Genomic DNA, 6,169 nt, shown 5'->3' on the forward strand with positions numbered 1-6,169 from the left:
ACCCGCTCAGTGACTCGAGCCAGACACAAGTTGACTGCCATTGCGTGCCGCATCGGCAATCTTGTCCTCGTCGGTCACCGACGACAGCCGCTTCAACCGGCGGCCCAGGCGAACGCCGATATCATCCATCATCGTGAACATCACCGGCACGAAGACGAGGCTCAGCATCGTCGAGGTGATCAATCCGCCGATGACGGCGATCGCCATCGGTGCACGGAAGGATGCATCCGCACCGACGCCGATCGCCGCCGGAACCATGCCGGCAACCATGGCGATCGTCGTCATGATGATCGGGCGTGCGCGGGTCGTGCCGGCCGTCAGCAGGGCCGTGCGTCGGCCGGCCCCCTCGTTCCGGCAGACGATCGCATGGTCGACCAGCAGGATCGAGTTCTTGCAGACGATGCCCATCAGCATCAGAATGCCGATGGTCGAGGACAGATCGAGCGCCGCACCAAAGAGGATGAGCGCCAGCGCAGCACCGCCGATCGACAACGGCAGGGCGATCAGGATGGTGATCGGCTGCAGGAAATCCTTGAACAGGAGGACGAGCACCGCGGCGACCATCAGGATGCCGGCGAGCAGGGCGAGCGCGAAGTTGCGGAACATTTCCGACATGTATTCGGCTTCGCCGTAGTTCGCCTGTGAAACCCCCGCCGGCATTTTGGTCATCGCCGGCAAGGCAGAGACTGCATCGAATGCCGTGCCGAGCGTGATGCCGTTCAGATTCGCCTCGACCGCCATCAGGCGCTTGCGGTTGAGGCGCTCGACGCTGCCCTCCTCCGCGCCGAAGGAAATGTCAGCGACTGAGGTGAGCGGCACCAGCTTGCCGGAATTGGTTCCGACCCGCAGATTGCGCAGCGTGTCGAAATCCGCCCGTGCGGTTTCGTCGAGCATCACACGGATCGGCACCTGCCGGTTGCCGAGATTGAACTTAGCTGAATTGCTTTCGCTGTCGCCCATCGTGGCAATGCGCGCCACCGTGCCGATCGACGTCACCGAGACGCCGAGGCGGGCAGCCTCGTCGGGGCGAGGCTTCACCCGCAGCCCCGGCGACAGCAAGGGCTCGGTCGCTGCACGTTGACGAGACCCGGCATCGCACGCATCTCCTTTTCGAGCTGGCGCACGGCTTGGGTCAGGGCCTGCGGGTCGTCGCTGGTCAGGTAGATCGACAGATCCTTTGCGCCCTGTTCGGAAGCAAAGGTCGCCTGGATGTCCGGCGTCTCCGCAAGCAACGGACGCAGGGACAGTTCGAACGATTTTCGGTCGAGCTTGCGCTCCTTGCGCGGACGAAGCTTGATCAGCAGGTCGACCTGATTGAGGCTCTCGGCAGTCGCGAGCACGCTATCGACCTCCGGTCGCTGCCTGATCTTGCGCGTCATCTCATCCGAGATGCGAGCCGTTTCCTCAAGCCGCGTGCCCGGTGGCAGGCTGATCTTCAATGTCGAAAGATTGCTGTCGCTTGTGGGTATGAAGCCGGTCGGCAACATCGTCAGAAGCGCGATCGAGCCGACAAAGATCAGGGCAACGATCGCAAGCGCCGTCTTGCGGTGATCGAGCGTCCAGCCCAGCAATCGAACATAGACATCACCGATGCGTGAACGCTTCGCCTCGTGGTCGTGCCCCGCCCTCGGGCGAAGCAGATATGCCGCCATCAACGGCGTCAGCAGGCGGGCAACCGCCAGCGAGAATAGCACGGCGATGGCGACCGTCAGACCGAACTGCTTGAAATATTGCCCGACTGCGCCGCCGATGAAGCTGACCGGCGCAAACACCGCCACGATCGTCAGCGTCGTCGCAACGATCGCAAGCCCGATCGCGTCAGCGGCATCGATCGCAGCAAGGAACGGCCGTTTGCCCATGTCCACGTGCCGCTCGATGTTTTCGATCTCGACGACCGCATCATCGACCAGGATGCCGATGACGAGCGTCAGTGCCAGCAGGCTGATGCTGTTCAAGGTGAAACCGAGCAGATCCATCACCATGAAGGTCGGAAGGATCGAAAGCGGCATGGCGAGCGCCGAGATCAATGTCGCACGCCAATTTCGCAGAAACGCAAAGACGACCACGACCGTAAGCGCGGCCCCTTCCAAAAGGGCCGTCACCGCCGCGTCGTAGCTCTCCTTGGTGTATTCGACCAGCGAGATCAGTTCCTTGATCTCGATGCCGGGCGTGCGCGCCTGGATTTCCGCAAGCCGTGCCGCAACGCGATCGGCAACCACCGTATCGCTCGCGCCCTTGCTGCGCGAGACGGAGAAGCTGACGACGGGTTCGCCGTCGAGCCGGGCAAAATTGCGCGGTTCGGACGACGTGTCCTCGATCGTCGCCACGTCCGAAAGCTGGACCCAGCGGCCGCCCGAAATCGGGATCGACAGGCGCGAAAGCTCTTCGACAGAGGTGGCGCTGCCGATCGTGCGGATCGACTGCTCGCGGCCGCCGATCTCACCACGCCCGCTAGGTACGTTGGTGTTGAGTTCGCGCATCGCCGTGTTGACCTGGTCGGCGGTGACGCCGAGCGCCAGCAGCCGCTCCGGATCGAGCGACACGCGAACTTCGCGATTGACGCCGCCGAGGCGCTGGACCTTCTGCACCCCTGGAAGCGTCAGAAGCTCGCTGTTCAACGTGTCGTCGACGAACCAGGACAGCTCGACCGCCGACATGTTGGGCGCGCGCACGGTGTAGTAGACGATGGCGCTGCCATCGACGTCGACGCGCGACACTACCGGTTCCTGGATCGACTGCGGCAGATCGGACCGGATCTGGGCGACCGCTTCGCGCACGTCGTTTGCGGCACGGTCCGGGTCGGTGCCGATCTTGAACTCGACCGTGGTCGTCGACACGCCGTTGGTAACCGTCGAGCGAATGTGATTGACGGCGACCAGGCCGGCAACCACCCCCTCGACGCGCCGTGTGACCTGCGTTTCCATTTCCGCCGGCTGGGCGCTCGGCTGCGTGATGGTCACGGTCACGACAGGAAAAGACACGCTCGGATTGGCGTTGACGGGCAAACGCAGGAATGAGGCGATGCCGACGAGGGTCAAAACGACGAAGAGGACGATCGTCGGAACGGGCTTTCGGATCGCCCAGGCGGATATGTTGCTGGTCATTTCTGCACGCCTGTCTGAGCGGGTTCGACATCTTTGGTGGCGACAGCCTCACCCTCGCGGAGAGAAACGCCAGCCTTGGCAACAACGCGCTCGCCGGCGTCCAGACCCGATACGATCTCCACCTTGCCGTTCTGGCGCATCCCGGGCTGGACGGTCTTGCGCTTGACCTTCCCGCCCTCGACGATGAACACCGAGGGCATACCGTCCAGTGCGCCGTAAAGCAGCGCCGAATCGTCGACCATGATTGCCGGACGTTCGGCAACGACGATTTCCGCGCGGCCGAACGTTCCGGCATAGGGCGGTTTATCGGTCTTCAGCGCAATCTTGGCCGTGCCCAACCGTGTCTCGCTGTCGATTTTCGGATTGATCACCCGCACATGGCCCTCGATCGCGCCCGTGCGCCCGGAAAGCCTGACCTTCACCTTCTGACCGACGGCAAGCAGCGGCAACTCGCTCTCCGGTATTTCGGCAGCAAGCTCGATCTCGCCATCGCGGATCAGGCGCATCAGCGGTTCCGATCCAGCCAATGCACCGGCGCGGGCAAGGCGTTCCGAAACGATGCCGGCGGAGGGCGCGACGATCACGGCGCGTTCGAGCTTGCGGCGCGCCTCCGCGCAGAGAGCCTGGGCCTGCGCATCATCGGCGCGGGCAACCTTGACCGCCTCCAGAGCGATCGCCACTGCCGAGACACGCTCCTCGAGAAAAGTCTCGGCTTTCAGGTGGCGCAGCTGGCGCGCCCGGTCGAGTTTCTTTTCTTCCTGCCGGACGGTCTCTTCCTGCTGGGCAACCGCCGCACCGGCGCGGGCGACGCGCCCTTCGGCTTCCCGCAGCAGGTTTTCCAGCATCTCCGTTTCCAATCGGGCAAGAACCTGCCCCGCAACCACCCGGTCGCCGACCTCGACCTCAACCTTGGCGATCCGCTGCTCGGTCAACGTCGTGCTGACGGCGATCTCTTCGCGGGCGACGAAGATGCCGGCAAAGGAGCGCATCCATGTCTGCGGCTGCCTGTCGGCGACGAGCGTCGAAACGGTACGGCTTGCGGCCGAAGCATCGGCGCTGACCGATGCGGCCGCCTCGTTGGCAAGCGCCTGCCCTGCCGTGGCAACAAGTGTGAATGTGGCGACAATTGCTGCGGTCAGAACTGGGGGACGTCTCATTCTGATTGGCTTTCGCTGGCGGGAGCGGACGCCGCCTACCCCTGGGGGATTGCATCGACAGCTCCCTGAGTATGGCGTTCAGGAGAAACTTATTTATTCGATTAGTCAATCTACTAATTTCATTCGATAAACGCGTCAATAGTATGGCGATCGCATACAATCATTGCGGGAGCATGGCGTCTTGCGGCAACAGCGCCCCTCTCTTGACTTCGCAGGCCCCCGCACCGCATATGAGATCGATTAGTCTATTAAAGAAAATAGACCGTTGGGGAGAAGCACGATGCGCAAGATCGACCCGGAGAAACATGCCGCAAGGCGGCAAGTCATCCTCGATGCAGCCATCGCCTGTTTTTCCCGCAAGGGGTTTCACGGCACATCGACGGCGGAAATCTGCGCCGAGGCGGGTATGAGCCCGGGCAATCTTTTCCATTATTTTCCGACCAAGCATGCCATCATCGCCGCGATCGTGGAGGAGGAACGTCAAGAAACGGCGGAGTTTTTCCGTGAACTCCATGAAGCGCCGGATCTTTTTGCCGCCCTGTTGGGTTTCATGGACGTTGTTCTGCGGCTGGCGGCCGATCCGGTCTATTCCAGCCTGGCGCTGGAGATCGCGGCCGAGGCCATGCGCGACGAGCGCATCGGCGAACTTGTTGCGGCGAACGATGCCGAGCTGCGCGCCGCCCTCTTTGCCCTCATCAAAGCCGCACACGAGCGCGGACAGATGGATGCCGCCGTCAGTCCCGAAGCCGGCGCGCGCTGGCTTGCCGCGATCATCGACGGCATCTTCGGGCGCATCGCCGTCGATCCAGGTTTCAAACCGATCGAAGAAGCGCCGATGCTGCACCTGCTGCTGACGCGTTTCCTCTGTCCGACACCTTGAGAAGCCCCGCGTCGCAAGATTGGACTGCTTCGCGGCGGCGCATCTCTGCTGCTCGGGCATAGCCGCAGGCGCCTGCAGGATAGGGTTGCGTCCGGCACCTGCTTGACCATGGGCGGCATCCTATTCCCGCATCCGCCGCCCGACACAGTGACCTGCACCAGCCGAACCGAAGCGCTCTTCTAGGAAGCGCGCCGGTTCGAACTGACTGCTTTAGGCGAGGTCGAGCACCTCGGTTACCGGCCGACGCGGCTTTGGTGGCCAGTTGTCGGCAGCGCCATGGCCCACGGCCAACAGCATCACCGGAATCTCCTGCGGCCCAAGCGCGAACTCGCGCACGACGCCATCCGGATCGAAACCGCCCGTCGGGCAGGACGCAAGACCGAAGGCCTGCTCTGCGAACATCAGTGTCGCCCCGGCAAAAGTCGCCGTCCGGAAGGCTTCGTCCCGCTGCCGGCCGGGATGATGCTCATAGGTCTGGCGCACCGCCTCCTCCCAGCCGGCTCGACGGCGGGGCGTAACCGCGCCGCCACGTCGTCGTGCTTGGGCGGCAATCCGGCGATGATGAATGTCACGGCAGCGTCGCTGATCTTCGGCTGGTCATTGGCCACGGAGCGCAGCCGCGCCTTTGCTTCAGGCGTATGAACGGCGATAAAGCGCCAGTTCTGCAGATTGTACGCCGTCGGCGCATGTGTCGCCAAACGCACCAGTTCCTGGATCTAATCGACCGGAACGATTTTGCTCAGGCGCGCTTGTTGCTGTCGTGACCGAGTGGCCGTTGCCGTTGACGCACGTTTACGCGGTTTACGGTTCTCGGGTTCATTTGGCCTTGAAGGTCCGGATTTTTCTGGACTTTGTTTTGGGCGAGCTTGGGGGTGCGCGGGTTTGAGGGCTAGACAACAAAAAAAGCCCGCGGACATTTCTGTCTCGCGGGCTTTTTGATTTGGTTGCGGGGGCAGGATTTGAACCTGCGGCCTTCAGGTTATGAGCCTGACGAGCTACCGGGCTGCTCCACCCCGCGCCAAGCGTAA

At 62.9% G+C, this 6,169-nt stretch carries 6 protein-coding genes and 1 tRNA gene; 1 reads left to right on the forward strand and 6 read right to left on the reverse strand.

Features of this window, described 5'->3' with window-relative positions; genetic code table 11:
- Positions 1 to 6: 6 nt before the first annotated feature.
- Genes AC244_RS38645 through AC244_RS28325 form a run of 3 tightly spaced genes read right to left on the reverse strand, consistent with a single transcriptional unit; the run spans position 7 to position 4,261 of the window.
- Positions 7 to 1,038, reverse strand: a complete 1,032-nt coding sequence (locus AC244_RS38645) for an efflux RND transporter permease subunit (RefSeq protein WP_202596130.1) — start codon at positions 1,036 to 1,038, stop codon at positions 7 to 9.
- Positions 1,035 to 3,104, reverse strand: coding sequence for an efflux RND transporter permease subunit (locus tag AC244_RS28320; protein ID WP_202596131.1), 2,070 nt, complete (start codon positions 3,102 to 3,104; stop codon positions 1,035 to 1,037). The genes AC244_RS38645 and AC244_RS28320 overlap by 4 nt, the downstream gene beginning before the upstream one ends.
- Positions 3,101 to 4,261, reverse strand: coding sequence for an efflux RND transporter periplasmic adaptor subunit (locus AC244_RS28325; protein WP_053252160.1), 1,161 nt, complete (start codon positions 4,259 to 4,261; stop codon positions 3,101 to 3,103). The genes AC244_RS28320 and AC244_RS28325 overlap by 4 nt, the downstream gene beginning before the upstream one ends.
- A 280-nt stretch (positions 4,262 to 4,541) precedes the next feature.
- Between AC244_RS28325 and AC244_RS28330 the strand changes: the two genes are divergently transcribed.
- Positions 4,542 to 5,141: a TetR/AcrR family transcriptional regulator gene (locus AC244_RS28330; protein ID WP_053252161.1), complete on the forward strand. Its 600-nt coding sequence runs from the start codon at positions 4,542 to 4,544 to the stop codon at positions 5,139 to 5,141.
- 210 nt (positions 5,142 to 5,351) lie between these two features.
- Here the strand turns inward: AC244_RS28330 and AC244_RS38650 are convergent, their stop codons facing one another.
- From AC244_RS38650 to AC244_RS28340, 3 genes are all read right to left on the reverse strand, one after another.
- Positions 5,352 to 5,624, reverse strand: coding sequence for a nitroreductase family protein (locus AC244_RS38650; RefSeq protein ID WP_053252162.1), 273 nt, complete (start codon positions 5,622 to 5,624; stop codon positions 5,352 to 5,354).
- Positions 5,543 to 5,845, reverse strand: a complete 303-nt coding sequence (locus AC244_RS38940) for a nitroreductase family protein (RefSeq protein WP_414735959.1) — start codon at positions 5,843 to 5,845, stop codon at positions 5,543 to 5,545. Before AC244_RS38940 ends, AC244_RS38650 begins: the two co-directional genes overlap by 82 nt.
- 237 nt (positions 5,846 to 6,082) lie before the next feature.
- Positions 6,083 to 6,159: transfer RNA gene (locus AC244_RS28340), tRNA-Met, on the reverse strand.
- Positions 6,160 to 6,169 lie beyond the last annotated feature (10 nt).

Origin of the sequence: Ensifer adhaerens (genome assembly GCF_001270265.1) — a bacterium.
GTDB lineage: Bacteria > Pseudomonadota > Alphaproteobacteria > Rhizobiales > Rhizobiaceae > Ensifer > Ensifer adhaerens_B.